The following is a 26,980-nucleotide window of genomic DNA, read 5'->3' as shown; positions in this document are numbered from 1 at the left end:
TCATCGCAACCCTGGACCGGATCAGTGTAGCTCACCGCGGCCGACCTCCTCGCGAGGGTCGCCTCGCCGCCCCGGACGCGATGAGCTGGGCGGAACCGGCCGGCGAACCGCCGGCCGAGCGGCTACGCAGAGCGAAACCGGGAACACTCCCTCTAGGCTCTGCGGAGCCGTTCGTAGGCTACCTGCCGTGGAGGTCGCGAAAGTGCTGGACGCGGTGACCGTCCGCCGCTGGGCGGACCTGGCGGTGGCGGCGCTGGCCGAGGACCGGGCGGCCATCGACCGGATCAACGTCTACCCGGTCGCCGACGCCGACACCGGGACGAACCTGCTGCTCACCATGCGCTCGGCGGTCGCCGGGCTGTCCGCGTGCACCGCCGGCGGGCTCGGCGAGGTGCTCGCCGCGCTGGCGAAGGGCGCGCTGGGCGGGGCGCGGGGCAACTCCGGGGTGCTGCTCTCGCAGGTGCTGCGCGGCCTGGCCGACGAGCTGCGGGACGCCGAGGCCGCCGACGGCGCCGCGCTGACTCGCGCGCTGCTGCGGGCCGACGAGATGGCCCGCGACGCGGTCGCCGAGCCGGTGGACGGCACGCTGCTGTCGGTGCTGCACGCCGCCGCGCAGGCCGCCGACAGCGGTTCCCGCGACCTGCACGTCGTGCTGCGCGCGGCGACGCGGGCCGCGGTCAGCGCGCTCGACGAGACGCCCTCGCAGCTTCCCGCGTTGGCAGAGGCGGGCGTGGTCGACGCCGGCGGGCGCGGCCTGGTGATCCTGCTCGACACCCTGCACGCCGTGGTCCACGACGGCGTGCGCCTGGCGCCCGAACCGCCCGCGGGCCGCATCCCGCAGAAGTCGCCGCACCACGAGTCCGGTTACGCCTACGAGGTCATGTACCTGCTGGGCGGGGCCACCGACGAGGCGACGACGTGGTTGCGCGACACCCTGTGCGGCATCGGCGACTGCGTGTCGGTGGTCGGCGACGGCGCGGACGCGTGGGCGGTGCACGTGCACTGCGACGACATCGGCGCGGCGATCGAGTCGGGCATCGAGGCCGGTCGCGTGCACCGGATCCAGGTCACCCGCTTCGCCGACCAGCACCGCGGCTACGAGCGGGACGCCGCCGTGCTGGCCTGCGTGCGGGGCGGAGCGCTGGCCGAGCTGTTCGAGGCCGAAGGCGCCGACGTGCTGCGACTGGCGGACCTGCCGGAGTCGGCGGGTGCCGACGAGCTCTCCGCGGCCCTCGCGCGCACCGGCGCCGCGCACGTCGTCCTGCTGCCCAACGACGAGGCCGCGACCGCCATCGCCGAGGAGGCCGCCGGGCGTGCGGTCGAGGCGGGTCAGGACGTCGTCGTCGTGCCGACGGTGTCGCCGGTGCAGGGGCTGGCCGCGCTGGCGGTGCACGACCCGTCCCGGCGGCGCGCCGACGACGCGGTGGCGATGACCGAGGCCGCGGCCGCGACCCGCAGGGGCGAGCTGCGCATCGCCGACTCCGAGGCGCTGACCTGGGCGGGGCGTTGCCAGCCGGGTGACGTCCTGGGGCTGGTGGACGGCGAGGTCGTGCTGCTCGGCTCGGACGTGGACGAGGTCGCCCGCGCGCTGGCCGACCGGATTCTGACCGCGGGCGGCGAGCTGGTCACCGCGTTCGCCGATGCGGGAGCGCCGGAGTCGTTGCCGCGGGTGCTCGCCGAACACCTGCGGCGGACGCATCCGGAGGTCGAGCTCAACTGCTACCCGGGCGGCGAGCTCGGGGCGGTGCTCCTGCTCGGCGTCGAGTAGGAGCGGCGAAGCGCGGGCGTGGGCCAAGCGGGCTGCGTCGCTTCAATTGACCGAAGGCGGGGTCTCAGGGGATCACTTCGAACGTGAATGGTGCTAATGTCGATAGCACCATGTTGCTCGCTGTGGATCTGAACGACAAGCGGCCCCTGCACGAGCAGGCGGCCGACGCGATCCGGCGTGCCATCGCCGAGGGAGAGGTCGCCCCCGGCGACCGCCTCCCGCCCGCGCGCGACCTCGCCGCGGCGCTGCAGATCAACGCCAACACCGTGCTGCGGGCGCTGCGCCAGCTGCGCGACGAGGGACTGCTGGAGTTCCGCAGGGGCCGCGGCGTCTCGGTGCTGCGGCGGCCGGACCCCCGGGTCGCGCTGCGCGAGAAGTTGGACCGCCTGCTGGAGGAGGCCGAGCGCCACGGGTACGGACGGGACGCGGTCATCGCGTGGATCGAGGAGGGCACGTGAGGGAGCGGACGTGCCGACGAGGACTGGAGGGATTCCGATGACTTTCCGAGCGATGTTCGCCCTCGGGGGCGTGGTCTGGGCGGCGCTGGTGACGGGGGCGCTGCTCGCCGGGGTGCTGCTCCTCGGCGGCCGGTTACCCGACCCGATGGCCACGCACTGGGGTCCGTCGGGCGTGCCCGACGGATCGATGACGCGGACCGGCTTCCTGGCCTTCGTCGTCGGGCTGTGGGTGGTGATCGCGGTCGGGACGCTGGTGTTCGCCGTGCGCGGCGGACTCGGCCGCCGCGCGAGCCGGGTGCTCCTGTGCGGGACCCTCGCCGGTGGCGGGCTCTTCGTGCTCGGCCTGCTCGGCCTGACGGTGTGGGCCAACGAAGGAGCGGCGCACTGGCAGCAGGCGCGGAGCCTGAGCTGGCAGGCGTTCCTGGCGGTCGGCGGGGCGGTGCTGGTGGGTGCGCTGGCCGGCTGGCTCGCCAACCGCGGGCCGGACGACACCCCGCCGCCGGTGGCGGGCGAGTCGCGGATGCGCATCGAGGCCGGGCAGCGGGTGGTGTGGATGGCGACGATGTCCAGCAGTCTCCTGCGGGGACTCGGCCTGGCGATACTGGTGCCCGCCGTGGTGCTGACCGCGGTGCCGCTGTTCGCCGAGGCGCCCCCGCTGTGGCCGGTCGCGCTGGTCTTCGGGGTGTGCTCGCTGCTGGTGCTGGCCCTGTCTTCGATCCTGGTCCACGTCGGGGAGTCGGGCGTGCGGATCGCGTTCGGACCGCTGCGGTGGCCGGTGCGCAAGCTCCCGCTGGAGCGCATCACCGGAGCCGAGGCCGCCGACAAGCGGGCGGTGGAGGTCGGCGGCTGGGGCTACCGCGTCCTTCCCGGACAGACGGCGGTCATGATGCGCGGCGGGGAATGCCTGGTGCTGCACCTGGAGTCCGGCAGGCGGTTCGTCATCAGCGTCGACGGTGCCGAGCGCGGAGCGGAGCTGCTCAACGCGCTGGTCGCGGAGCGCTCCGCCGTCGACGGCCGCTGAGTCGTGAGGTGTGGTCGTTCCGCCGCGGCAACGGCCGGTGCGATCACGGTGGACGTTGCCGGGCCGGTGCGCGGGATGCCGCCGAACCCGGCTCCCGGCGGCATCATGGAGGGCTGGGCGGTGCCTTCGCCGGTTCGGCCGCTGCGGCCGTTGCCGCCGGTGTCGGCTCCGTCCGATAACTTGCTGGCGGAAGCGACCGATCGGAGCCGGTGGGGCGATGGCGACTGGAGACTCGACGAGGGCGGAGATGTCGCTGGAGCGCGTGCTCGGTGCCAAGACCGCCAAGGCGCTGGAGTCCGCCCTCGATCTGTCCACGGTGGGCGACCTGCTGCGCCACTACCCCCGCCGCTACGCCGAACGCGGCGAGCTGACCGCCATCGCCGGGCTGGAGATCGACGAGCACGCCACCGTGCTCGCCCAGGTCGAGCGGGTTTCCAAGCGCAGCATGAAGTCGCGGCGCGGCACCATCGTGGAGGCCCGCATCACCGACGGGCACCGGTCGCTGATCTGCACCTTCTTCAACCAGGCGTGGCGCGAGCGGGAGCTGCTGCCCGGCAGGCGCGGCATGTTCGCGGGCAAGGTGACCGCCTACCGCAACCAGCTCCAGCTCGCCCACCCCGAGTACCAGCTGTTCACCGGGGAGGACGAGGACGTCAGCGAGGCGGCCGAGGAGTTCGCGGGAGCGCTGATCCCCGTCTACCCCTCGGCGCAGGGACTGCCGTCGTGGTCGATCGCGCGCTGCGTGCGCCAGGTGCTCGACACCTGGGACGGCGAGGACGACCCGCTGCCCGGCGAACTGCGCACGCGGCTGGGACTCACCGGTCTGGAGGCCGCGCTGCGCAAGATCCACCGGCCGCGCGACTTCGGTGAGGTCACCGCCGCGCAGGAACGGCTGAAGTGGGACGAGGCGCTGGCGGTGCAGCTCGCGCTGGCCCGGCTGCGGGGCGAGGCGCACGCCCATCCGGCGCCGGCCTGCCCGCGGCGCGACGACGGCATCCTCGCCGCGTTCGACAAGCGGTTGCCGTTCGAGCTGACCGGCGGCCAGCGCGAGATCGGCGAGGACATCGCGGCCGACCTCGCCGTCGAGCACCCGATGAACCGGCTGGTGCAGGGCGAGGTCGGTTCGGGCAAGACCGTGGTCGCGCTGCGCGCGATGCTCCAGGTCGTCGACTCGGGCAGGCAGGCCGCGATGCTCGCTCCGACCGAGGTGCTGGCCGCCCAGCACGCCCGCTCGCTGGCCGAACTGCTCGGTGAGCTGGGCATGGCGGGCGAGCTCGGCGGGGCCGAGCAGGCCACCCGCGTCACGCTGCTGACCGGCACGATGCCCGCCGCCCAGCGCAGGAAGGCGCTGCTGGAGGCGGCGTCCGGCGAGGCCGGGATCGTCGTCGGAACGCACGCGATCATCCAGGACCGGGTGTCCTTCGCCGACCTCGGGCTGGTCGTGGTCGACGAGCAGCACCGCTTCGGCGTCGAGCAGCGCGACGCGCTGCGGGCGCGCGGCGGCGACGAGGTGTCGCCGCACGTGCTGGTCATGACGGCCACGCCGATCCCGCGCACGGTCGCGATGACCGTCTACGGCGACCTGGAGACCTCGGCGCTGCGCGAGCTGCCCATCGGGCGCTCGCCGATCAGCACGAACGTCGTGCCGGTGGCGGAGAAGCCGAGCTGGCTGGACCGGGTGTGGCAGCGCATCCACGAGGAGGTCGCCGCCGGGCACCAGGTCTACGTCGTCTGCCCGCGCATCGGCGACGACGAGGAGACCGAGGGCAAGAAGCGGAAGTCGTCGCGATCGTCCGCGGTGGACGACAGCGACGGTGCCGACGAGCCGCCGCCGGAGGACTCCGGCGGTCAGCGGCGGCCGCCGGTGGCGGTGCTCGACGTCGCCGAGCAGCTCGCCGCCGGCCCGCTGGCGAGCCTGCGGCTCGGAGTCCTGCACGGCAGGCTGCCCGCCGACGACAAGGACGCCGTGATGCGCGGCTTCGCCGCGGGCGACATCGACGTCCTGGTCGCCACGACGGTCGTCGAGGTCGGGGTGAACGTCCCCAACGCCACCGTCATGGTGATCATGGACGCCGACCGCTTCGGCGTCAGCCAGCTCCACCAGCTGCGCGGCCGGGTCGGCCGGGGCAGCGCGCCGGGACTGTGCCTGCTGGTCAGCGAGGCGATGGGGGGCACCACCACCCGCGAGCGGCTCGAAGCCGTCGCCTCGACCACCGACGGCTTCGAACTTGCGCGGCTGGACCTGGAGCTGCGCCGCGAGGGCGACATCCTCGGTGCGGCGCAGTCGGGCCGCAAGTCCGGGCTGAAGATGCTGTCGCTGCTGCGCGACGAGGACGTGATCGCCCAGGCGCGGCAGGAGGCCGAGTCCTTCGTCGCCGAGGACCCGGAGCTGCGCGCGCACCCGGGGCTGGCCCGGATGGTCGCCGAGGTCGTCGACGACGAACGCGCGGAGTACCTGGAGAAGAGCTGAGGCCCTGCCTCTGGGCGCGCGGCGTCGCCTCGGCCCGCCTTCCGGTGGTGCCTCGCCACAGCGAGCCGTCGTCAGGACGGGGCTCCCATGGCCACGGGTGGCCGTCGCTCCACGACCGCCGCTCAGCGATCGGTATCGGTCCCTGCGCGGCTGCCGAACCCCGGTGGCCCCCTCCGGACGAACTTCCGCCGTATCCGCTCCGCCGCCTCGGCCGCCGGCCCGCGTGCCGCAAGGGTCGCGCCGCCGCGCGGCGGGTGTTCCACTGGTCACCGAGTGTGGAACCTTGACGCCGGCGGTGTGACAAGATCACTGTCTTCCGTAAGACGAAATTCCTTGATCGAGAAATTCGACAGAATTTCTTCCCGTTCTACCCTTGTGTGGAGTAGCGATATAAGCAGGTCACGACGCTTTTGATGAGGTCCATCACTCGGGAGGTTCTCCCGGATGGGGGAAATTTCGCGGTAGTGTTCGTGCACCGACCGACGCCTGTACAGGAGGTAGCCGGCATGTTCCGCAAGGTCCTCGTCGCCAACCGGGGCGAGATCGCGATCCGCGCATTCCGCGCCGGGTATGAGCTCGGTGCGGGGACGGTCGCGGTGTTCCCGCACGAAGACCGCAACTCGCTGCACCGGTTGAAGGCCGACGAGTCCTACGAGATCGGCGAGCCAGGTCATCCCGTGCGCGCCTACCTCTCCGTCGAGGAGATCATCAAGGCCGCCAAGAAGGCCGGTGCGGACGCCGTTTACCCGGGCTACGGGTTCCTCTCCGAGAACCCCGAACTGGCCAAGGCGTGCCACGAAGCCGGCATCACCTTCGTCGGGCCGAGCCACGAGATCCTGCAGATGACCGGCAACAAGGCCACCGCGGTGGCCGCCGCCCGCGAGGCGGGCGTGCCGGTGCTGGACTCGTCGGCTCCCTCGAGCGACATCGACGCGCTGATGTCCGAAGCCGAGAACATGGAGTTCCCGGTGTTCGTCAAGGCCGTCGCCGGCGGCGGCGGCCGGGGCATGCGCCGGGTCAACGAGCTCGGCGCGCTGCGCGAGTCGCTGGAAGCCGCGATGCGCGAGGCCGAGTCCGCCTTCGGCGACCCGACGGTGTTCCTCGAGCAGGCCGTGGTCAACCCGCGCCACATCGAGGTGCAGATCCTCGCCGACGCCGCGGGCAACGTGATCCACCTCTACGAGCGCGACTGCTCGGTGCAGCGCCGCCACCAGAAGGTCATCGAGATCGCGCCCGCGCCCAACCTGGACCCGCAGCTTCGGGAGCGGATCTGCAACGACGCGGTCGCCTTCGCCCGCAAGATCGGCTACGTCAACGCCGGGACCGTGGAGTTCCTGGTCGACGAGCGGGGCAGGCACGTGTTCATCGAGATGAACCCGCGCATCCAGGTCGAGCACACCGTCACCGAGGAGGTGACCGACGCCGACCTGGTGCAGTCCCAGATCCGCATCGCCGCCGGGGAGACGCTGGAAGACCTCGGCATGACCCAGGACTCGGTGCGGCTGCGCGGCGCGGCGCTGCAGTGCCGGATCACCACCGAGGACCCGGCCAACGGTTTCCGCCCGGACACCGGCATGATCAGCGCCTACCGCTCGCCCGGCGGCGCGGGCATCCGGCTCGACGGCGGCACCGCCTTCGCCGGTACCAGCGTCAGCGCGCACTTCGACTCGATGCTGGTGAAGCTCTCCTGCCGCGGCCGCGACTTCGCCACCGCGGTGGCACGGGCGCGGCGCGCGGTCGCCGAGTTCCGGATCCGCGGCCTGGCCACGAACATCCCGTTCCTGCAGGCGGTGCTGGAGGACCCGGACTTCGCCGCGGGCAAGGTCACCACCTCGTTCATCGAGGAGCGCCCGCACCTGCTGACCGCGCGGCACTCCGCCGACCGCGGTACCCGGCTGCTGAACTACCTCGCCGACGTCACGGTCAACCGCCCCAACGGCGAGCGGCCGACCGTGCCGGACCCGGTGTTCAAGCTGCCCGAGGCGGACCTGTCCGCCGAGCCCCCGGCGGGCTCGAAGCAGAAGCTGACCGAGCTCGGCCCGGAGGGCTTCGCCTCCTGGCTGCGCGACCGCGACGCGGTAGGCGTCACCGACACCACCTTCCGCGACGCCCACCAGTCGCTGCTGGCGACCCGGGTGCGCACCAAGGACCTGCTCGCGGTCGCCCCGCACGTGGCGCGGATGACGCCGGAGCTGCTGTCGCTGGAGTGCTGGGGCGGCGCGACCTACGACGTGGCGCTGCGGTTCCTGGCCGAGGACCCGTGGGAGCGGCTGGCCAAGCTGCGCGAGGCCGTGCCCAACATCTGCCTGCAGATGCTTCTGCGCGGGCGCAACACCGTCGGCTACACGCCTTACCCGACCGAGGTGACCGAGCACTTCGTGCAGGAGGCCACCGACACCGGCATCGACATCTTCCGGATCTTCGACGCGCTCAACGACGTCGAGCAGATGCGCCCGGCGATCCACGCGGTGCGCGAGACCGGCAAGTCGGTCGCCGAGGTCGCGCTGTGCTACACCGCCGACCTGTCGAACCCGGACGAGAAGGTCTACACGCTCGACTACTACCTGCGGCTCGCGGAGCAGATCGTCGACGCCGGCGCGCACGTGCTGGCGATCAAGGACATGGCGGGCCTGCTGCGGGCGCCCGCGGCGACCAAGCTGGTCACCGCACTGCGCGAGGAGTTCGGCCTGCCGGTGCACCTGCACACCCACGACACTCCCGGCGGGCAGCTGGCCACCTACCTGGCGGCGATCCAGGCCGGCGTGGACGCCGTGGACGGCGCGAGCGCGTCGCTGGCGGGCACCACCTCGCAGCCCGCGCTGTCGTCGGTGGTCGCGGCCACCGACCACACCGAGCGCGCCACCGGGCTCGACCTGGAGGCGATCTGCGACCTGGAGCCGTACTGGGAGTCGGTGCGCAAGATCTACCAGCCGTTCGAGGCCGGGCTGGCCTCGCCGACCGGCCGCGTCTACAAGCACGAGATCCCCGGCGGCCAGCTGTCCAACCTGCGCACCCAGGCGGTCGCGCTGGGGCTGGGCAACAAGTTCGAGGAGATCGAGGCGATGTACGCCGCCGCCGACCGGATCCTCGGCCGGCTGGTGAAGGTGACCCCGTCCTCCAAGGTCGTAGGTGACCTCGCGCTGCACCTGGTCGGCGCGGGCGTGGACCCGGCCGACTTCGAGGCCGAGCCGCGCAAGTTCGACATCCCGGACTCGGTCATCGGGTTCCTGCAGGGCGAGCTGGGCGACCCGCCCGCGGGCTGGCCGGAGCCGTTCCGGACCCGCGCGCTGGAGGGCCGCACCGGTGAGCGCAAGCTCGCCGAGCTGTCCGAAGAGGACCGCAAGGGCCTGACCGATGACCGGCGCGCCACGCTGAACCGGCTGATGTTCCCCAAGCCCGCCAAGGAGTTCACCGAGCACCGCGAGGCCTACGGTGACACCTCGGTGCTGCGCAGCAAGGACTTCTTCTACGGGCTGCGCCCCGGGGAGGAGTTCCCGGTGGACCTGGAGCCCGGGGTGCGGCTGCTCATCGGCCTGGAGGCGATCAGCGAGCCCGACGACCGCGGCATCCGCACCGTGATGGCGATGCTCAACGGCCAGCTCCGGCCGATCCAGGTGCGCGACCGCTCGGTGGCATCGGACCTGCCGGTGGCCGAGAAGGCCGACCGGTCCAACCCGGGCCACGTCCCGGCGCCGTTCGCGGGCGTGGTCACGCTGTCGGCCGCCGAGGGCGACTCGGTGGAGGCCGGCCAGACGGTCGCGACCATCGAGGCGATGAAGATGGAGGCCGCGATCACCGCGCCGCAGGCGGGCACCGTCAAGCGGCTGGCCATCGGCTCGGTCCAGCAGGTCGAGGGCGGCGACCTGATCATCGAGCTCGGCTGACGCCCGAGTAGCGGCGAACGGCCCGCGCACCCGGACCACCGGGCGCGCGGGCCGTTCGGCGTCGGGGTTATTTCGGGTCGACGACTTCCAGTCGCACACCACCGGGGATCGGGCCGCCGCGGAGAACCACGCCCGAACTGTAGGTACCGCCAGGCACGCGCGACGCGTCGAGTTCGACGGCGCGGAACACCTTGCCCGCACTCATGAAGAAGAACAGCTGGCCCGGACCCGTGTAGTCGTCGATGCCGATACCGGTTCCGATCGTGCGCTCGATCTGCTCCTTGGAGGTGTACTCCTCGAAGACGTGGACGGTGTCCCACGGCCCCGGCTGCATCTCCTTCAGGGAGCGTTCACGACCGGGTTGGGTCAGCGAATTGATCTGCTCGTACAGCTTCGGGTCCGGCTCCGGCTCCACCGCGGAGCCGCCGCTCCCGCACGAAGCCACCAGGACCAGTAGCGCCGAGGCTGCGGCGAGTCGCAGTCGCATGTCAGTAGTTCCCGTCCGTCGTTCCGTAGCTGTCGGGGTCTGCGCCGGGGTTGTAGCCACCGGACCAGTGGCGTCCGGGCTCTGCCGGCGTCCGCCCTCCGGTGTCGGGAGCGGCGTTGGCCTTGCCCGACTGGCCGATCTCGACCTGATCGCTGTACTTCAGCTGGCCGCCCTGATCATGCACGAGCAGCTTCCCTTCACGCACGGCGCTTTCAACCTGCTTCGCGAGTTCCTCCGGGTCCGCGTCGGGATGGGCCAGTGCGATGGTTCTGCCGACCTCGTTGTTGTAAAGGTCCATCGCCTCCACGGTCGACGCGTTCGCCTGCTCTTGAGGCAGTCGTTCGTGTGCCGTCGTGTAGCTCTCGGTCCAGTCCGCACCGAACCGCTGGGTCAGCAGTGCGTTCCAGTAGGCATGCCGGAATGCGTCGGCATGACCGTCAGTGCTGCCTTGCCCTTCGAACGCTTCGAATCCGGAGTCCTTCGCTCGTTCGAAGATGTCGTAAGCGTCCTTGATCCCGGCGGCTCCCAGGTCCGACAGCAGAGCCGCTTCGCCCGCCGTCATCTTCTGCGGCTCGAGCCCGAGTTGCTCAGCGATCCACCCGAGAGGTCCGTCGGGGAACGTGACATGCCGTCCGGGTCGGGAGAGACCTGGTATTCCTTCGAGATCTCCTCGATCGGCTCGCGCGTGTCGCCTGAAGCCGCGGCCAAGAAGGCCATCGTGCCGAAGGCGCCACCTTCGGTGAAGGCCCTGAACTTCGCTGCCGCGGATTCCTCTGCCTCCCGGGTGGTGTTGATCAGCCGGGACCCGTCGCGCAGCGCTTGGGCAGCCCGGTTCGCAAGATCTGCAGCAGCCGGTGTGCTCGTGCCCTCCGGCAGGGTGGACGCCTGGTTCTCGAGATCGATCAGGTACTGGCGAAGTTCCAGGTGGCGGCGATGGCTGTCGCGCAGCGCGTCTGCGGTTCGGCTGAGGATCTGCTCCGCGGCGGTGAAGGTGCCCGCGTCCGCATCGATCCTCTTCGCCAGCGAAACGAGACCGGCGGTGGCTGATTCGGCTGCACGGCCGGTCCAGACGGCGGAAACCTGCTTGGTGGCGACGTTGGCAGCCTCGGACTGAACGGCTTGCGCCTCCCGCTCGCCACGGTTGAAGGCGTGCACCAGGTCCTCCAGCGCCTCTAAATCACCGGTCGGCTCCCCCAGCGCCCTCAACGCCTCCGGCAGAACGGTGGTCAGCGACTCCGGTGTGACCGACGCCGCGAGCCGATCGAGGTCGGCGGCGCGCCGGCTCATCTCCGCTGTCGATTGCCGGTTCACAGCAGACCTCCGAGGCCAACGGCTCCGTACTGGTCTCCGGCGGAGTACGCGTCAGCTGACGAGCCGACATCCTGACCGGCCTCTTCAAGCTCTTCGACCCGCTGGTCGAGCTTCTCGCGGAGAGCGCGCTGGAACTGCTGGAAGGCGTCACCGCAGTCGGACGAGGCGAAGCTCTGTCCGCCGGCGCCGTCGCGCCGTCCCATGCCCGGATCGTCGAACGGAAGTCCTGGGCCAGTGTGGTGATTCGTGCGGAAAGATCGCGCAGCTCGTCCGGTGTGGTGCTGAACCCGGTCACACATCCCCAGTTGCATGTCAGGTACACAACGGCTACGGATTGTTGCAGAAAGTAGTCATGCGGGTCGCAATGCCTACCGGAAGAGACGCGGATCACAACGTTGATCGAAGTCGTCTCCGGCCCGGAACCGTGACTTGCGTCCGTTCGCCGCCTGTACAGGGGGTGCGGCTCGTGCCAATGTCTTACGCACTCTGGGTGATCACCTCGGTGCGGAGGTCGATGTGCTGCGACGCCTCGGGATAGCGCTGGCCCTGGCCGCCATGACGAGCGCCGTGCTGGTGCCCGGCGACGCGGGCGCCGCCCGCGACCGCGAGTGGCTGGCGGAGCGGATGGCGACCGGTGGCAGTGACGGCGCGGTGGCGCACCTGGCGGCGTTCGACCGGATCGCCGCCGAGAACGGCGGGAACCGGGGCGTCGGCTCGACCGGTTTCGAGCGGTCGCTGGACTACGTCGCCGACCGGCTCACCGGCGCCGGGTACGAGGTCACCTACCAGGACGTCCCGTACCGCGGTTTCCACATCGACGCCGAGCGGGCCACCGCGCCGGACGGCACCGGTGTGCGGGTCCTGATGTCGCAGTACGGGCCCTCGACCGCCGAAGGCGGTCTCACCGCGCCGCTCTTCGCGTTGCCCGCGGGGCAGGAGGATTCGGCGCCCGGCTGCGAGGCGGCGGACTACCCGGCGCAGGCGCGGGGCACGATCGCCCTGGTCCGCACCGGGGGCTGCACCACGCCGGGCAAGGCCAAGGCCGCGGGGGAGGCGGGCGTCGCCGCACTGCTGCTCTACGAGGTCTCGCCCGCGCCGTGGACGGTCCTGCGCCTGCGGGCTCCCGACTCGCTGATCCCCGTCGGCCACCTCACCCAGCTCGACGCCGAGGCCCTGGCCGCGCAGGCCGGGGCGCCGTTGACGGTCGAGCTGCGCGGCCGCGACGAGTACGCGACGACGGTGAACCTGTTCGCCGAGACGGCGGGCGGGCAGCCCGACGACGTCGTGATGGCGGGCGCGCACCTGGACAGCTCCTCCGACGGACCGGGCGTCAACGACAACGGCTCCAGCGTCGCCGCGGTGCTGGAAGCCGCGCTGCGGCTCGCGCCGTACCAGGACGTCGTGCCGAACAAGGTGCGGTTCGCCTTCTGGGGCGCCGAGGAGCTGGTCAACATCGGCTCGCACCACTACGTCGAGTCGCTGACGCCGGCGCAGGTCGAGGCGATCACGCTCTACCTCAACTACGAGATGCTCGCCTCGTCGAACTACGTGAACTTCGTGATGGACGGCGACGACAGCGACCACCCCGACACCGGCGGCCCGGCCGCGCCGCCCGGCTCCGGTCAGATCGAGGCCGTGATGACGCAGGGATACCGCATCCAGCGCGAGCCGTTGAAGACCGCGGACTTCGCTTCCATGCGCTCCGACAGCGAGGCGTTCATCGCGGCCGGGATCCCCTCCGGCGGCGCGCACGGCGGCATCCGGGGCCTCAAGACACCGGAGGAGGCGGCCGTTTTCGGCGGCACGGCGGGGCAGTTCTACGACCCGTGCTACCACCAGAGCTGCGACGACCTGGCGCACGCCAACCTCGCGGCGATGCGGGCCAGCGCCAGGGCCGTCGCGTGGGCGGTGGGCCGCTTCGCCGTCTACGACGAGGACGTGCGCGCGGCCTCCAGTCGCTGAGGCACACGCGGGCGCACCCCCGCGCAACATCGCGCTCTCGGCGGAAGTTCGGCCGGGCGGGGACACCAGGCATGCGAGGCGCCCGCGCAGCGCCGACCAGAACACCCTGCCCTCCAAGCCAGAACGCCAGGCACTTCAAGGACTTCCGGGTGTCAGGACAGCCGGATCGGGAGGTGGTCGAGTCCGCGCTGCGTCGCGGTCGGGCGTTGCCGGTGCGGCCCCGCCGGCTCGATGCGCTCGAATCCGTCGGCGAGGGCGTGCAGCAGCGCCAGCGCGACCCGGCCCGCGACGTGTCCGCCGAGGCACGAGTGGACACCGCGGCCGAACACCAGGTGCGGGCCGGATTCCCTGCTGAAGTCCGCCCGGCGGGGGTCGGGGAAGACCTTCGGGTCGTGGTTGGCCGCGGCGAGCATGACGATCACGACGTCTCCGCGCCGCAGCGTGCGGCCGCCGATCTCCACGGCGGCGAGGCAGTGCCTGCTCACGGCCTGCACCACGCCCTCGATCCGGCCCAACTCCTCGACCGCGCGCGAGTCCAGTCCGCCCAGCGGCGCGGTTTCGCGCACGCCACCGGGGCCGAGCAGCCACTTCACGATGTTGCCCAGCATGTTCCCGGTGGTGGAGTACCCGGCGTCGAAGACCGCTCGCGCCGAGTTCACCAGGTAGCCGCGTTCGATGCCGGAGACCTCGTCCAGGCCGGAGATCAGGCTCTCGCGCGGGGCGCGGGCGATCCAGTCCTCGATGATCTCGTTCAACACTCCGCGGGCCGCCAGCGCGGGTTCGCGGCGAGCCGGTTCCAGTCCGGCATCCATGCCGAGCACCATTGTTCTGGAGGCCGTCCGAAAGCGTTCGTCATCCTCCGGGTAAGGAACGCCGCAAAGCGAGCACATCGAGTGCAGGGCTAGCGGTTCGGCGACTTCGGCGACGAAGTCGAAAGGATCCGGCCCGGCGTTCGACAGCAGTTCGACGGCTATTCGCCGCACGCGCGCCGACCACGCGTCGAGGTCCTGCCTGCGCAGCTTCGCGAGGAAATGGTGTCGTACCGCCGAATGCTCCGGTGGATCCATCGTCTGCAGACTGATGACGGATTCCGGAATCGGTTTTGCGAGCTTGCGCGGATCGGATCCGAAAACCTCGGGCCTGCGCAGCACTCCGACGCAGTCCTCGTGCCGAGTGAGCACCCAGGCCCGCAGGTGCTCGTGCCAGTGCACCGGGGCCTCGGTGCGAAGCCGCTCGTAGACCAGGTACGGGTCGGCCAGCATGCTCGGCGAGAGCGGGTCGAACACCTCGCCGGGGCAGGCCGCGCCCACCGCGGTCGGCACGGACATCGCAGCGTCTCCCTTTCGCCTGCGGATTCGCCGGCGACCTCTCCGGCGAAAAGAAAGAGGGTGCCTCCCGGGTGAGTCGGGAGGCACCCGATCGAGGATCAGAAACCGGCTGCGATTCAGTGCGGGTAGTCCATGGTGCACCTCCGTGTCATTGGACGAAGTGCCGGCCGCGGCCGAATGGCGAAAAGGCCGGCGCCCTACTCTGCGAACATCGGAGCGGGTGTTTCTCCGGGTTGGCAAAGCCTGCCCGTCGGTGGTCGACCAATCGGTGCGCGCCCCGCGAGGAGTAGCGCATCAATTCGTCGCATCCGCATCGGAGAAACCCGCTCCGGCCGTTCTGGGCACACGCTACACACGAATTGTGGCGCATTCCACAAAGTCGCTCGTTCGGCGTATCCGGATCCGCGGGGCAACCGGTCGCGGAGGTGGGGCGTGTAGACCGCAAGCGGGCGACGACGTGTCTACCGCGCCAGAACGGAGGTTGGGGGAGCGATGAGGAGAGCGTTGTTCGGTGCGGTGGCCGCGAGCCTGCTCGCGGTCGGTGTGGTCGCGGGATCCGCGACGGCCCAGGCGTCGGCTTCGGGGGTCCGCGACGTCGACTGGCACAACCTGGAGTTCACGGTGCCGCCGGTGGGATCGTGCCCGTGGCAGTCGGTGCGGTTCACCGACGGTGCGGGAGAAGCCGGGGACCGGGTCTACCGGTACCAGCCGGGCAAGGACGTCGTCTTCGCCGACGTGACGGGCGAAGGCGTGGAGGACGCCTTGATCCTGATGCAGTGCGGCCCGCGCTACTCGGAGTACTCCACCGCCCTGATCGCCATGACCACCAGCGCGGACGGCGCCGCGGTCCTCGCGCTGGGAACCGTGTCGAACCCGGGCGTGTGGACGCAGCAGCCCTCGGACTTCACCGTCTGGTACGGCGATATCGCGGTCGCGGTGACCGACTTCGAGACCGAGCAGGTGTGGACGGAGTACTACCGGTGGGCCTCCTCGGCCAAGGCGTTCGTGCGCGTCGACGGCGCGTGACGACCCGCGCCGGCGACTGAGCCCACCTCGGGTCCCAACCGTTGTCGAGGCCTCGCCGAGGCTTCCGCTGATCCCGAACCCAGTGCCGCACCCGTCAGCCGACGGGTGCGGCACTGCTGTTTTCGCCTCACCTCGAGGACGTCTGTGACCTGCCAAAACAGGAAACTGACCAACCGGACTGGCCGATCGTGCTAATCTTTGGCCATGCGGTCAGATTCTGGGTCAGTCGGACAAGAAGGGCTCTCGTTCATCGCCGAGGCCAGGCGCGAGCAGATCAAGAAGGCGGCGATCGACACGATCGTCGAGCTCGGCTACGCCAAGGCCTCGCTGGCCCAGATCGCCAAGCGCGCCGGGATCAGCAAGGGGGTGATCTCCTACCACTTCGCCGGCAAGGACGAGCTGATGGAGAAGCTGGTCGTCGAGTTCTACGTCGCGGGCGCCCACTTCATGCTGCCGCACCTGGAGGCGGAGACCACGGCGCGCGGCGTGCTGCTGCGCTACATCGAGAAGAACATCTCCTACATCGGCGAAAACCGGCACGCGATCGTCGCCATCAGCGACATCCTCCTCAACTTCCGCGATGCCGACGGCAGTCTGCACTTCGGCCACGACGGCCGGAACGAGCTCGTCGAGGCGGTCGCCCAGATCCTGCGGGAGGGCCAGGAGAAAGGCGAGTTCGGCGACTTCGACCCGGTCGTGATGGGCAGCTCGATACGCGCCTCCATCGACATGGTCTCGGCCGCGCTGCACGCCGACCCCGACGCCGACACCGCGCATTACGCGCGCGAACTCACAGCTCTCTTCGACCGGGCCACCAGGAAGGACCCGTCATGACGACGACCACGGCCGGTGCCGAGGCACCGGCGCTGCGTCCCGCCACCTCCCCGTTCGCGAAGTCACCCGTCCTGCTCGTCTCCGGCCTCGTGGCATTGGTGCTGCTCCTGGTGAGCGGGCGCTACGGCTACTTCGGCGACGAGCTCTACTTCGTCTCCGCCGGCCACCACCTGTCCTTCGGCTACGCCGACCAGCCGCCGCTGGTTCCGTTGCTGGCGTTGCTCATGGACACCGTCGCGCCCGGCTCGCTGGTGGCGCTGCGCGTGCCGGCGATCCTGGCGACGGCCGCGGGAGTGGTGGTCGCGGCGCTGATCGCGCGCGAGCTCGGCGGCGACCGCCGGGCGCAGGTGCTGACCGCCGGTGCGCACGCGCTGGCCTTCCTCACCATGGCGACCACCCTGGCCACCCCGGTCCTCGACGTTCTCATGTGGACGGTGCTGGCGTGGCTGGTCGTGCGCTGGGTGCGCACGCGGGCCGACGGCCTGCTGCTGTGGGCGGGCGTGGCGACCGCCGTGGCCCTGCAGGTGAAGTACCAGGTCGTCGCGTTCTGGCTGGTGCTGGCGGTCGCGGTGCTCGTCTTCGGCCCGCGCGAGCTGCTGACGCGTCCGAAGCTTTGGCTGGGTGCCCTGATCGCCGTCGCCACGAGCGTTCCTGCGCTGCTGTGGCAGGCCGCCAACGGCTGGCCGCAGCTCGAGATGAGCGCGGCGGTCGCCGCCGAGGTGGCGGTGATGGGGCCGCTGCTCAACTTCGCGCTGATGTTCGCCGGGCTCGGGATCGGCGTCGGCATGGTCCTCGGCATCTACGGCGCGTGGCGTCTGATGGCCGCGCCCGACATGCGCCCGTACCGCTTCATGGCCTGGGTCGTGGTGGGCGTGGTCGTCGTCTTCGTCGCCGCGAGCGGGCGTTCCTACTACGTCAGCGGTGCTTTCCCGGTGCTGTGGGCGGCCGGCGCGGTCGGTTTCCAGCGGCGCAGGGAGCTCAAGCGGGCGGCGGGCGGGCGCACCTGGGGTTGGGTCGCATGGCCCGCCTACGCGCTGGCGGCGCTGGCGACCCTCAACGGACTTCCGCTCAAACCCGTCGAGTCCTACGCGAACCAGCCCTACGACCTGATGAACTTCCTGTACCTGGGGGAGATCGGCTGGCCGCAGGTGGCCGAGGACGTCGCCGGCGTCCACCGCGCGCTTCCGCCGGAGCAGCAGCGGACCACCGTGATCATCACCGACGACTACTGGGGTGCCAGCGCGCTCGCGCACTACGGGCCGCAGCACGGCCTTCCCACCGCCTACAGCGGTGCGCGCGGCTACTACTTCTTCGGCCGGCCTCCGGAGGACGCCACCACCGTCATCCACGTCGGCGTGCCCACCGAACCGATGCGCCGGTACTTCAGCGACATCCGGCAGGTGGCCACACTGGACAACGGCATGAACATCACGACCCAGCACCAGGGGCAGCCGGTGTTCCTCGCGACCGGTCCGCGGGCCCCGTGGTCGCGGATCTGGCCGGAGTTCCTGCGCATCAACCTGATGCCCGGCGCGAGCTGACGAGCGCGGTCGCGGGACTCGCGGCACTGCCGCGGGTCCCGTCAGCCGCTACACGCGCGACGCCGCTCCCGGCACCGTCGACCGACCACGAGGGCCGGCGGGCCTTACGCCTTCGCCTTGAGCACCGTCAGGCGCTGGGTCGCGCGGCTCAGCGCCACGTAGAGGGCGCGGCGACCGGTGGAGGACTCGGCGGCCAGCTCGTCCGGGTCGACGAGCAGCACCGCGTCGTACTCCATGCCCTTGGCCTCCAGGCTGCCCACGACGCGCAGCCGGTCTTGGCCGACCCCGGCGAGCCATTCGCCGACCTCGCCTCGCCGCCGCATCGCCGTGATCACGCCGACGGTGCCCTCCGACGCCTCCAGCAGTTCCTCCGCGGCGGCGCGAACCTCCTGCGGCCACTGCGAAACCTCGCGCACGACCGGCTCGACCCCGGTGGTGCGCACGGCGTTGGGCAGATCGTCGGCGGGCACCAGGTCGCGCACCGCGTCGGCGGCGACGGCGAAGATCTCCGCCGAGTTGCGGTAGTTGGTGCGCAGCGTGAAGCGCCGGTGGCTGCGCGCCGAGCTCAGCGCCTCCTGCCTGGCCCGCGCCGCCTCCGCCGGGTCCGGCCACGACGACTGCACCGGGTCGCCGACGACCGTCCAGCTCGCGTGCCTGCCGCGCCTGCCGACCATCCGCCACTGCATCGGCGAGAGGTCCTGCGACTCGTCGACGACGACGTGGGAGTACTCGTCGTAGTTGTCCGGACGCTGGTAGGGCTGGTCGGCGGTGCGCTCGGCCCACGTGGTCAGCTCGCGGGAGTCGGCCTGCGGCGCCCGCCGCCGCTTCGGCGGCGCGCCGGCAAGCACCCGCAGCTCGTCGATCAGCGCGACGTCGGCGACCGTCCACTCCTGCACGTCGGCCCACGACTTGGCCAGCAGGTCGATCTCCTCGGCCGAAAGCAGCCGCCGCGACGCCTTGGCCAGCCTGCCCGGGTCGGAGAGCCAGCGCAGCACCTGCATCGGGTAGAGCGGAGGCCACCAGCTCACCAGGAAGCGGTGGAACTCGATGCGCTCGCCGATCTCGGTGATCAGCCGCTCGCGGTCGGGCTGGAATCTCTCGTCGGCGCACTGCTTGGCCTTGTGCCACAACGCCTCCAGCAGCGCGTCGGCCGCGCGCATGCGGGAGCGGTTCGGCGGCGCGCCCTTGGAGTGCAGCCTGCGGCGGATGCGCTTGAGGTCTTCGTGCTGCAGCTTCAGCACCACGCCGCGGTAGAACATGCGCAGCTCGTCCGGTGCGTCCGGCGGTGCCAGCCGCAACGCGCGCCGCAGCACCTGCACCATCCGCGACGAGCCCTTCACCTCGGCGGTCCGCGGGTCGTCGATGGCTCCGGCCGACAGCCCGTCCAGCACCTCGCCGAGCGCGCGCAGCTCCACGTTGTGCTCGCCCATCGACGGCAGCACCCGCGAGATGTAGGACATGAACACCGGCGACGGGCCGACGACCAGCACCCCGGCGCCGCCGAGCTTGCGCTGGTCGCGGTAGAGCAGGTAGGCGGCGCGGTGCAGCGCGACCGCGGTCTTGCCGGTGCCGGGGCCGCCGGTGATCTCGGTGACGCCGCCCTCCGGCGCCCGGATCGCGTCGTCCTGCTCCTTCTGGATGGTGGCCACGATGTTGCGCATCGAGTCGCTTCGCGCCCGGCTCAGCGACGCCATCAGCGCGCCGTCGCCGACGACCCGCATGTCCCGCGGCGCCCGCTGCGGGTCGAGCAGGTCGTCGGAGAGGTCGACCACGGTCTCCCGCGAGGAGCGGATCACGCGGCGCCGGACCACGTCGAGCGGGTTCTCCGGCGTGGCCTGGTAGAACGCCGACGCCAGCGGGGCCCGCCAGTCGACCAGCAGGTTGTCGAACTCCGGGTCCCGGATGCCCAGCCTGCCGATGTGCACGGCGTCGCCGTCGGCCAGGTCCAGCCTGCCGAACACCAGGCCCTCGGCTTCGGCGTCCAGCGCCTGCAACGTGCGGTTGGCGTGGTGCACCATCACGTCGCGCTCGTAGAGCGCCTCCGGCGTGGCCTCCCTGCCGTGCTCGTAGCTCTTGTCGCGCATCCGCGCGGCCTCGGCGCGAAGCTCGCCGAGCCGGGCGTACACCCGGTCCACGTGCCGCTGCTCGATCGCGATTTCGGCTTGCCTGACCGACGTTTCGGACACCTGATTCGCTCCCCGTCTCCCGCCTGGGCAGACCTACGAGAATACGGCCCCGCGCCCGCACGGGCAGGCGCTCCCTGGGCCTCGGCGTGATCGGCCCGGCAGCGTAATCTGGTGGGTGACCGAGGCGCCCGCGCGGCATGCGCGACGATGGTCGGCGTGACACGGATCGTGGCGGGCAGCGCCGGAGGACGCCGCATCGAGGTACCGCCCCGCGGCACCCGGCCGACCTCCGAGCGGGTGCGGGAGGCGCTTTTCAGCGCGCTGGAGTCGGCGACCGAGCTGGCGGGCGCCAGGGTGCTCGACCTCTACGGCGGTTCCGGTGCCCTCGGGCTGGAAGCTCTCTCGCGCGGTGCCGCGCACGCCACCTTCGTCGAGTCCGACCGCCGCGCCGTCCAGCTGCTCAGGCGCAACGCGAGCGCGCTGGGTTTCCGCGACGTGAGCGTGGCGCAGGGCAAGGTCGAGACGGTGCTCGCCTCGGCGGCAGGCGAGCCCTTCGACGTGGTGCTGGCCGACCCGCCCTACGACGTCGACGCCGCGCGGCTCGACCAGGTCCTGCGGTCGCTGGCGGCCAACGGCTGGACCGCCCCGGACAGCCTGGTCGTGGTCGAGCGCTCCACGCGCAGCGGCGAACCGGACTGGCCGGCCCCGCTGCGCGCGCTGCGCACGAAGCGCTACGGCGACACCGCCGTGCACTGGGCCGTGCACGAGGCCGACGCGGCCGGGAGCCAGGACGACTGAGGCCGTCGGACCCACCGAGTGCGGCGATCGGCGGTGAGCGGTTTCGCACCGTTACCGCCTGCCGGTGATCGACGCCACGTCACGGCGGGCGGCCGGTCGCGATGCTGCTACCGTCCGCCTCATGAGGCGTGCGGTGTGTCCAGGTTCCTACGATCCGGTAACCAACGGTCATCTGGACATCATCGAGCGGGCTGCCGGCCTGTTCGACGAGGTCGTCGTCGCCGTGCTGGTGAACAAGAGCAAGAAGAGCCTGTTCACCGTCGACGAGCGGCTGGAGATGCTGCGCGAGGTCACCTCGCAGTGGCCGAACGTGCGCATCGACTCCTGGCACGGCCTGCTGGTGGACTACTGCCGCGAGCACCACATCGGCGCGATCGTCAAGGGCCTGCGCGCGGTCAGCGACTTCGACTACGAGCTGCAGATGGCGCAGATGAACCAGCGCCTCTCCGGCGTCGAAACCCTGTTCATGTCGACCAACCCGCTCTACAGCTTCCTGGCCAGCTCGCTGGTCAAGGAGGTCGCCACCTACGGCGGCGACGTCTCCAACCTGCTCCCGCCGAAGATCGAGCAGCGGCTGCTCGAACGCCTGGCCGAGCAGTCCTGACCTCGCATTCCCCGGTCGGGTGAATCTTTCACCACTCGCGCCTGGGCGACGTTTCCAGTTCACGCCAACTTCAGTGCGTCATCACGTGGTCGCGTTAGCGTCGTCGGCTATGAGGCGGATCACGAAGTCGAACGCAGTCAGGACCCTGCTGGCCGGTCTGATCGCCGTGGTGGGTCTGCTCGGGTTCCAGGCCGGGGCCGTGCAGGCCCTGCCGGTCGCCCCGCAGGCGCCCGCCGCCGCGCAGGCACCGTGTGGCGACACCTCCGGATTCGAGCAGGTCAGGCTGGCCGACCTGCCCCCGGAGGCCACCGACACCTACGAGCTGATCCAAAAGGGCGGCCCGTACCCCTACCCGCAGGACGGCACGGTCTTCCAGAACCGCGAGGGCATCCTGCCGGACTGCGCCGAGGGCTACTACCACGAGTACACCGTGAAGACCCCCGGCAGCGACGACCGCGGCGCCCGCCGCTTCGTCGTCGGTGACGGCGGCGAGTACTTCTACACCGAGGACCACTACGAGTCCTTCCGCCTGACCATCGTCAACTGACGTCCGCGAACGCCTGTGCCCCGGTGTCGGCCGACACCGGGGCACAGGCGTTGACACGCGGGCGCGGGGGAGATGCCGCGGGGGCGGGGAGCGGCGGGGCAGACTGGACGAACCGCGGATCTGGCAACCTGTGATCATCGGTTCCGGAACCGGTGCGCACCGGTTCGGGATTTCTCCGGGATGCTTGGTTCCGGGCGGCTACGACGGCAGGGAGATCGAGGTGTACCGGGTGTTCGAGGCGCTCGACGAGCTGGTCACGATCGTCGAGGAGGCGCGAGGCGTTCCGATGACCTCGGGGTGCGTGGTGCCCCGGGGCGATGTCCTGGAGCTGCTCGACGACGTCCGGGACGCGATCCCGGCCGAGCTCGACGACGCCCAGGACGTGCTGGACCACCGCGACGACGTCATCCGCAAGGCGGAGTCGGAGTCCGAGCGTACGCTCGGCGAGGCCCGGGCCGAGGCGGAGCGGACCGTGTCCTCGGCAAGGGCCGAGGCCGAGCAGCTGCTGGCCGAGGCGCGCGAGCGCGCCGAGCAGCTCGTGGCGGAGGCGCAGGCCGAGGCCGAGCAGACGGTCACCAACGGACGCCGCGAGTACGAGGACTACGTGGGCCGCGCCCAGTCCGAGGCCGACCGCATGGTGCAGGCCGGCCGCGCCGCCTACGACCAGTCGATCCACGAGGGCAAGGCCGAGCAGGCCAGACTGGTGTCCGACACCGAGGTCGTGCAGACCGCCAACGGCGAGGCCAAGCGGATCGTCGCCGAGGCCAACGAGGACGCCGAACGCCTGCGCGGCGAGTGCGACGCCTACGTGGACTCCCGGCTGGCCGACTTCGAGGACCTGCTGAGCAAGACGCTGCGCACCGTCGGCAAGGGCCGCCAGCAGCTGCGCAGCCCGGTCGGCGCGCCGTTCGACTACGAGGAGTGGAAGCCCGGCCGGTCCGGCACCTCCACCGGCGGCAACGGCGGAAGTCACTAGGGCTCGTACCCGGACGTCCCTGCGCCCCCTCGGTCGCCGTCGCCGAGGGGGCGCAGTGCGCTGTCCGGGGCTCGGTCCCGGTGCTCAGAGCTTGCGGCCGACCGCCGCCCAGATCTTCGTCCGCTCCGGCGGTTCCACCATCTCGTACGGCTCGGACTGCCACTGCGAGGTGTAGACGACGCCCGGCGGGACCAGCTCGAAGCCCTCGAACAGCTTCACCGCCTCCGAGCGCGGGCGGTACACCACCGGCTCGGTCGTCTCGGCGAAGACGTCCTCCACCTCGCCCATCTGCTCCGGCAGGTGCTCGGAGGTCAGGTGGCTTATCGCCAGGTAGCTGCCGGGGGCGAGCACCTCCCGGTAGCGCGACAGCAGCCCCGCGACGTCGGCGCTGGGCACCCAGTGCAGCACGGCGACCATCATCAGCCCGACGGGCTTGGACAGGTCGAGCAGCCGCTGGGTCTCCGGGGCGCCGAGTATCGCGTCCGGATCGCGCAGGTCCGCCTGCACGATCTCGGCGTTTTCGTTCTCGCGCAGGAGCCGGCGGGTGTGGGCGACGGCGATCGGTTCGTTGTCGACGTAGACCACGCGCGCCCGCGGGTTCAGCTGGTGCGCCGCCTCGTGCACGTTGCCCACCGTCGGGATCCCCGAGCCGAGGTCGAGGAACTGGGTGATGCCCTGGCGCAGGCAGTAGCGCACCGCCCGCCGCAGGAAGGCCCGGTTCGCCGAGACCACCAGCCTGGCGTCCGGGTCGACCTCCAGCAGCTTCTCGAACTGGTCGCGGTCGGCGGCGAAGTTGTGGTGGCCGCCGAGGCCGTAGTCGTAGATGCGGGCCGGGTTCGGCCTGGTGTGGTCGACCTCGGGCGGGAAGGAGTTCTGTTCCGGCATGAGACCCTCGCGGTTGTCGTGACCGGCTTCTGCGCCGTGCTGCTTGGAATCATGGAGGTTCCGCCGCCGGAATTCGACGATGTCGGTCTCCGTGAGAGAGAAACCGCAGGTCAACGACACTGTTGCGGGTGCGTCGCGGATGTCGGCGCGGCGGCGGGGAGGTGCCCGGCAGGGCGTGGCGGGGTGATTTCGGCAGCCGCGGTGGTGTCGCGTACCCTGAAAAAGCTGGCTGTGGACGATTCGTCACCCAGCCCGGCCGGTCGTGGTCGTTCGACGCCGCTCATCAGACCCGCGTTCGAGCAGGCCGCTGCCCGGTGGGCGGTTGCCGTCGTCGCACGCCGTCGTCGGCAGGTGTCGAGCGGACCGCTCGTGCCGAGTCCGGTGCACCCGCGCTCGGCCGGTCGCCCGCCCGGCGCGGGCCAGCGCAACAACCCCAGTCGGAAACCAGTCGAAACCTTGTGATGTCTCAGAAACACGATTCCGGGCACTCCGCCCGAGCGGAGCGGGCCGTCCAGGCCGGGCCCTGGGTGATCGACACCCGGGAGATCGGTCACCGGGCGGGGCAGAGTCGTGCCTACTCGCGCCAGGCGCCGGCCCCCGCCGGCTTCGGCCTCGACATGATCAGGGTGCCGGAGGGCGAGCCGGTCGAGCTCGACCTGCTGGCCGAGTCCGTGGTGGAGGGCGTGCTGGTGTCCGGCACCGCCGCCGCCACGCTGACCGGGGAGTGCGTGCGCTGCCTGGACCCGATCTCGGAGGAGATCGAGGTCGAGGTGCGCGAGCTGTTCGCCTACCCGGACAGCGCCACCGACGCCAGCACCGATGAAGACGAGGTCGAACGGGTCGTGGACGACCTGGTCGACCTGGAACCGGTGGTGCGGGACGCGATGCTGCTGTCGCTGCCCTCCGCGCCGCTGTGCTCGCCGGACTGCCAGGGGCTGTGCTCCGGGTGCGGCACCAAGTGGGCCGAACTCGCCCCCGATCACACGCATGAGACGATTGATCCTCGCTGGGCCGCGCTCCGTGAGCGGTTCGGCGGGACCGAGGAGGAGAACTAGTCGTGGCCGTCCCGAAGCGCAAGATGTCCCGGGCCAACACCCGTCACCGCCGTTCGCAGTGGAAGGCGTCGGCGCCGACGCTGGTGCAGTGCTCGAACCGCGCCTGCCGCGAGCCGAAGCTGCCGCACGTGGCCTGCCCGTCCTGCGGCCAGTACGACGGCCGCCAGATCCACGAGCCTGCCTGATCGGCGGTAAGCGCGTGGGGGGAAAGCAGTCAAGGGCCCGCACTGTCGACCGGGCCCCGCTGATGGAGGCGCTCGGCGTCGAACTCGACGCCGAGCTGCTCACCCTTGCTCTCACGCATCGCTCGTACGCCTACGAGAACGGTGGCCTGCCGCCGAACGAGCGGCTGGAGTTCCTCGGCGACGCGGTGCTGGGGCTGGTGATCACCGACCGGCTGTACAACGAGCACCCCGACCTGCCCGAGGGCCAGCTCGCGAAGCTGCGCGCCAGCGTGGTCAACATGCACGCGCTGGCCGGGGTCGCGCGGGGGCTCGGCGAGGGCGGTCTCGGCGAGTACCTGCTGCTCGGCCGCGGCGAGGAGCTGACCGGTGGCCGGGACAAGGCGAGCATCCTCGCCGACGGCCTGGAGGCCGTGCTCGGCGCGGTGTACCTCCAGGACGGCATCGACGTCGCACGCGACGTCATCCACCGGCTGTTCGAGCCGCTGTTGACCGAGGCCCCGCAGCGGGGCGCCGGACTGGACTGGAAGACCAGCCTGCAGGAGCTGACCGCGGCCGCCGCGCTCGGCGTCCCGGAGTACCGGGTCGAGGAGCAGGGCCCGGACCACCGCAAGGAGTTCAGCGCGTACGTCTCGGTCGCCGGCGACACCCTCGGGCAGGGTGGTGGCCGCACCAAGAAGGAAGCCGAGCAGAAGGCCGCCGAGGCGGCCTGGCGGACGCTGTCCGAGCAGGTCAAGCATGCCGCGGAGAGCGGCGACGAGGAATCGGCCTCGTAGCCGGCCGTGCCCGAGCTTCCCGAGGTCGAGGTCGTCCGGCGCGGCGTCGCCGCGCACGTGGTCGGCCGCACCGTTTCCGAGGTCGAGGTTCTGCACCCGCGATCCGTGCGCAGGCACGTGCCCGGCCCCGATGACTTCGCCACCAGGCTCGCCGGCCGTTGCCTGACCGCCGCTCGCCGCCGCGGCAAGTACATGTGGCTTGAGCTGGGCGGCGGCCCCGAAGAGGTCGACGCGGGCGAGGCCGTGCTGGCGCACTTGGGCATGAGCGGCCAGCTGCTGGTGCAGCCCGACGAAGCCCCGGACGAGACGCACCTGCGCGTGCGCTTCCGGTTCGACGACGGTGGACCGCAACTGCGCTTCGTCGACCAGCGGACCTTCGGCGGCCTGAGCCTGACCGAACTGGTGTCGGTCGACGGTGTCGCGGTGCCAGAGCCGGTCGCGCACATCGCGCCCGACCCGCTGGAACCGGTGTTCGACCTCGAAGCGGCGGTCGCGCGGATGCGCAAGCGGCGCACCGGTGTCAAGCGCGCACTGCTCGACCAGACCCTGGTGTCGGGCATCGGGAACATCTACGCCGACGAAGCCCTCTGGCGGGCGAAGCTGCACTGGGCCCGTCCCACGGCGAACCTGACCCGTCCCCAGGCCCGAACCCTCCTCGTCGCGGCGGTCGAGGTCATGCAGGCCGCGCTGACCGCGGGCGGCACGTCCTTCGACGACCTCTACGTCAACGTCAACGGCGAGTCGGGCTACTTCGACCGCTCCCTGGCCGTGTACGGGCAGGCGGGCCTGCCCTGCCCCCGCTGCGGCACACCGGTCCGCCGCGACGCGTTCATGAACCGCTCGTCGTACAGCTGCCCCCGCTGCCAGCCCACCCCGCGCAACCCGCACTACTGAGCCGGGGCGCGCCCGCGGACTCGCGGGAGCGATGTCTTCTTCCGGGG

General features: G+C 71.3%; 24 protein-coding genes. 17 read left to right on the top strand and 7 right to left on the bottom strand.

The genetic code is table 11. The annotated features are described in order from the left end of the window. The first annotated feature begins 187 nt into the window (after nucleotides 1-187). From SACE_RS29375 to SACE_RS29355, 5 genes are all read left to right on the top strand, one after another. Nucleotides 188-1,768, top strand: a complete 1,581-nt coding sequence (locus SACE_RS29375; RefSeq protein WP_009947525.1) for a DAK2 domain-containing protein — start codon at nucleotides 188-190, stop codon at nucleotides 1,766-1,768. Between the two features lie 122 nt (nucleotides 1,769-1,890). After that, nucleotides 1,891-2,226 (top strand): GntR family transcriptional regulator, encoded by a 336-nt coding sequence (locus tag SACE_RS29370; RefSeq protein WP_009947526.1) that lies wholly within the window; start codon nucleotides 1,891-1,893, stop codon nucleotides 2,224-2,226. Nucleotides 2,227-2,263: 37 nt separating this feature from the next. Further along, nucleotides 2,264-3,247 (top strand): DUF1648 domain-containing protein, encoded by a 984-nt coding sequence (locus SACE_RS29365; RefSeq protein WP_231849829.1) that lies wholly within the window; start codon nucleotides 2,264-2,266, stop codon nucleotides 3,245-3,247. 217 nt (nucleotides 3,248-3,464) lie between these two features. Beyond that, entirely contained in the window at nucleotides 3,465-5,717 is a 2,253-nt protein-coding gene (gene recG, locus SACE_RS29360; RefSeq protein ID WP_011874954.1) for an ATP-dependent DNA helicase RecG, read from the top strand. A 506-nt stretch (nucleotides 5,718-6,223) separates the two neighbouring features. Beyond that, nucleotides 6,224-9,601, top strand: a complete 3,378-nt coding sequence (locus SACE_RS29355) for a pyruvate carboxylase (protein WP_011874953.1) — start codon at nucleotides 6,224-6,226, stop codon at nucleotides 9,599-9,601. A gap of 67 nt (nucleotides 9,602-9,668) precedes the next feature. Here the strand turns inward: SACE_RS29355 and SACE_RS29350 are convergent, their stop codons facing one another. From SACE_RS29350 to SACE_RS29335, 4 genes are all read right to left on the bottom strand, one after another. Further along, complete coding sequence (locus SACE_RS29350; RefSeq protein ID WP_011874952.1) at nucleotides 9,669-10,016, bottom strand: hypothetical protein; 348 nt, start codon at nucleotides 10,014-10,016, stop codon at nucleotides 9,669-9,671. A 73-nt stretch (nucleotides 10,017-10,089) separates the two neighbouring features. Then, nucleotides 10,090-10,650 carry a DUF6973 domain-containing protein gene (locus tag SACE_RS29345; protein ID WP_009947540.1) on the bottom strand — a complete coding sequence of 187 codons (561 nt, stop codon included), beginning with the start codon at nucleotides 10,648-10,650 and terminating at the stop codon, nucleotides 10,090-10,092. Next, a complete protein-coding gene (locus SACE_RS29340) occupies nucleotides 10,647-11,399 on the bottom strand; it encodes a hypothetical protein (protein WP_009947541.1) in 753 nt (250 codons plus the stop codon). The genes SACE_RS29345 and SACE_RS29340 overlap by 4 nt, the downstream gene beginning before the upstream one ends. Continuing rightward, nucleotides 11,396-11,602, bottom strand: a complete 207-nt coding sequence (locus SACE_RS29335; protein WP_009947543.1) for a hypothetical protein — start codon at nucleotides 11,600-11,602, stop codon at nucleotides 11,396-11,398. The genes SACE_RS29340 and SACE_RS29335 overlap by 4 nt, the downstream gene beginning before the upstream one ends. Before the next feature lie 313 nt (nucleotides 11,603-11,915). On the opposite strand from SACE_RS29335, the gene SACE_RS29330 reads away from it, so the two are divergent. Further along, the gene (locus SACE_RS29330; RefSeq protein WP_009947544.1) at nucleotides 11,916-13,361 is read left to right on the top strand and encodes a M20/M25/M40 family metallo-hydrolase; all 1,446 of its coding nucleotides are present in this window, start codon (nucleotides 11,916-11,918) and stop codon (nucleotides 13,359-13,361) included. A 152-nt stretch (nucleotides 13,362-13,513) separates the two neighbouring features. Here SACE_RS29330 and SACE_RS29325 read toward each other — a convergent pair whose 3' ends face one another. Further along, entirely contained in the window at nucleotides 13,514-14,689 is a 1,176-nt protein-coding gene (locus SACE_RS29325) for a cytochrome P450 (RefSeq protein ID WP_009947545.1), read from the bottom strand. Nucleotides 14,690-15,181: 492 nt separating this feature from the next. On the opposite strand from SACE_RS29325, the gene SACE_RS29320 reads away from it, so the two are divergent. The 3 genes from SACE_RS29320 (at nucleotide 15,182) to SACE_RS29310 (ending at nucleotide 18,090) form a co-directional block, all read left to right on the top strand. Continuing rightward, entirely contained in the window at nucleotides 15,182-15,715 is a 534-nt protein-coding gene (locus tag SACE_RS29320) for a hypothetical protein (RefSeq protein ID WP_011874950.1), read from the top strand. Nucleotides 15,716-15,919: 204 nt separating this feature from the next. Beyond that, entirely contained in the window at nucleotides 15,920-16,549 is a 630-nt protein-coding gene (locus SACE_RS29315; RefSeq protein ID WP_009947547.1) for a TetR/AcrR family transcriptional regulator, read from the top strand. Next, nucleotides 16,546-18,090 carry a glycosyltransferase family 39 protein gene (locus SACE_RS29310; RefSeq protein ID WP_009947548.1) on the top strand — a complete coding sequence of 515 codons (1,545 nt, stop codon included), beginning with the start codon at nucleotides 16,546-16,548 and terminating at the stop codon, nucleotides 18,088-18,090. The genes SACE_RS29315 and SACE_RS29310 overlap by 4 nt, the downstream gene beginning before the upstream one ends. 104 nt (nucleotides 18,091-18,194) lie before the next feature. Here SACE_RS29310 and SACE_RS29305 read toward each other — a convergent pair whose 3' ends face one another. Beyond that, nucleotides 18,195-20,276 (bottom strand): HelD family protein, encoded by a 2,082-nt coding sequence (locus SACE_RS29305; RefSeq protein WP_011874949.1) that lies wholly within the window; start codon nucleotides 20,274-20,276, stop codon nucleotides 18,195-18,197. Between the two features lie 156 nt (nucleotides 20,277-20,432). On the opposite strand from SACE_RS29305, the gene rsmD reads away from it, so the two are divergent. The 4 genes from rsmD to SACE_RS29285 all read left to right on the top strand — a co-directional run bounded on the left by rsmD (nucleotide 20,433) and on the right by SACE_RS29285 (nucleotide 23,141). Beyond that, nucleotides 20,433-21,014 carry a 16S rRNA (guanine(966)-N(2))-methyltransferase RsmD gene (gene rsmD, locus SACE_RS29300; RefSeq protein WP_009947551.1) on the top strand — a complete coding sequence of 194 codons (582 nt, stop codon included), beginning with the start codon at nucleotides 20,433-20,435 and terminating at the stop codon, nucleotides 21,012-21,014. Between the two features lie 121 nt (nucleotides 21,015-21,135). Continuing rightward, nucleotides 21,136-21,618, top strand: coding sequence for a pantetheine-phosphate adenylyltransferase (coaD, locus tag SACE_RS29295; RefSeq protein ID WP_009947552.1), 483 nt, complete (start codon nucleotides 21,136-21,138; stop codon nucleotides 21,616-21,618). Between the two features lie 109 nt (nucleotides 21,619-21,727). After that, entirely contained in the window at nucleotides 21,728-22,165 is a 438-nt protein-coding gene (locus tag SACE_RS29290; RefSeq protein WP_009947553.1) for a guanyl-specific ribonuclease, read from the top strand. Between the two features lie 220 nt (nucleotides 22,166-22,385). Beyond that, nucleotides 22,386-23,141, top strand: coding sequence for an SPFH domain-containing protein (locus SACE_RS29285; RefSeq protein ID WP_037303436.1), 756 nt, complete (start codon nucleotides 22,386-22,388; stop codon nucleotides 23,139-23,141). 84 nt (nucleotides 23,142-23,225) lie between these two features. Here the strand turns inward: SACE_RS29285 and SACE_RS29280 are convergent, their stop codons facing one another. Further along, nucleotides 23,226-24,026: an SAM-dependent methyltransferase gene (locus SACE_RS29280; protein WP_011874945.1), complete on the bottom strand. Its 801-nt coding sequence runs from the start codon at nucleotides 24,024-24,026 to the stop codon at nucleotides 23,226-23,228. Between the two features lie 461 nt (nucleotides 24,027-24,487). Between SACE_RS29280 and SACE_RS29275 the strand changes: the two genes are divergently transcribed. From SACE_RS29275 to mutM, 4 genes are read left to right on the top strand one after another with little or no spacing between them, the layout of a single operon-like run. Next, nucleotides 24,488-25,081, top strand: coding sequence for a YceD family protein (locus SACE_RS29275; RefSeq protein WP_044547650.1), 594 nt, complete (start codon nucleotides 24,488-24,490; stop codon nucleotides 25,079-25,081). A 2-nt stretch (nucleotides 25,082-25,083) separates the two neighbouring features. Next, the gene (gene rpmF / locus SACE_RS29270) at nucleotides 25,084-25,266 is read left to right on the top strand and encodes a 50S ribosomal protein L32 (protein ID WP_009947558.1); all 183 of its coding nucleotides are present in this window, start codon (nucleotides 25,084-25,086) and stop codon (nucleotides 25,264-25,266) included. Between the two features lie 14 nt (nucleotides 25,267-25,280). After that, the gene (rnc, locus tag SACE_RS29265) at nucleotides 25,281-26,039 is read left to right on the top strand and encodes a ribonuclease III (RefSeq protein ID WP_029621715.1); all 759 of its coding nucleotides are present in this window, start codon (nucleotides 25,281-25,283) and stop codon (nucleotides 26,037-26,039) included. Between the two features lie 6 nt (nucleotides 26,040-26,045). Further along, nucleotides 26,046-26,933 (top strand): bifunctional DNA-formamidopyrimidine glycosylase/DNA-(apurinic or apyrimidinic site) lyase, encoded by an 888-nt coding sequence (mutM, locus tag SACE_RS29260; protein ID WP_009947561.1) that lies wholly within the window; start codon nucleotides 26,046-26,048, stop codon nucleotides 26,931-26,933. Nucleotides 26,934-26,980 lie beyond the last annotated feature (47 nt).

Source organism: Saccharopolyspora erythraea NRRL 2338 (assembly GCF_000062885.1).
GTDB classification, from domain to species: Bacteria; Actinomycetota; Actinomycetes; order Mycobacteriales; family Pseudonocardiaceae; genus Saccharopolyspora_D; species Saccharopolyspora_D erythraea.
Note: the sequence above shows the minus strand (reverse complement) of the source record. Positions and strands in the feature narration are given on the sequence as shown.